Consider the following 543-nt stretch of genomic DNA (forward strand, 5'->3'; position numbering starts at 1 on the left):
AACCCAGTGATGACACCGATTTGTACCGTTAAAAATATGGCGCCGAAAATGATACCAATAATTAATGCAATCGGTAAAGTCGTACCGAGTTTAATCTTGCGCTCTGGAGAATTAATAATAGTAAATACTGTAAGACAAATGAGTATGAAAGCAAGTGTTGCAATAATAGTTCTTCCAACTAAATATAGGATGTCAGGTTTTTCCATACCGATATAATTTATGATGAAAAATGCTACAGCAAAGAGTACCGATATTTTTGTAGCACGTAGCAGTATTTGTTTTAACATTGATATACTCCTTTTTAATATTATTAAAATTATATCATAATTACCAAGAGTAGCTGAAGTTGTATGTGACTCAACGGTTCACGGACAACTTTTTTAATTTTTTAGAAAAATCACAAAATAATTGTTTGCAAAGTTGCAAAAGCCTGCTATAGTAGTTCTGTAAACGATTGCATGGTATGCAAATATTAATGTACCAAAATCGATAATTTATAGTATAATTACGGCAATAAGTTTTTTTATGGATTTATTTAGTATC

General features: G+C 30.4%; 1 protein-coding gene. It reads right to left on the bottom strand.

The features are described 5' to 3' along the window. Positions 1-287: hypothetical protein (locus IDG60_RS01340; protein ID WP_206160396.1), on the bottom strand; the 287-nt coding region annotated here is incomplete at its 3' end. Positions 288-543 lie beyond the last annotated feature (256 nt).

The organism is Staphylococcus sp. EG-SA-2 (assembly GCF_017152085.1).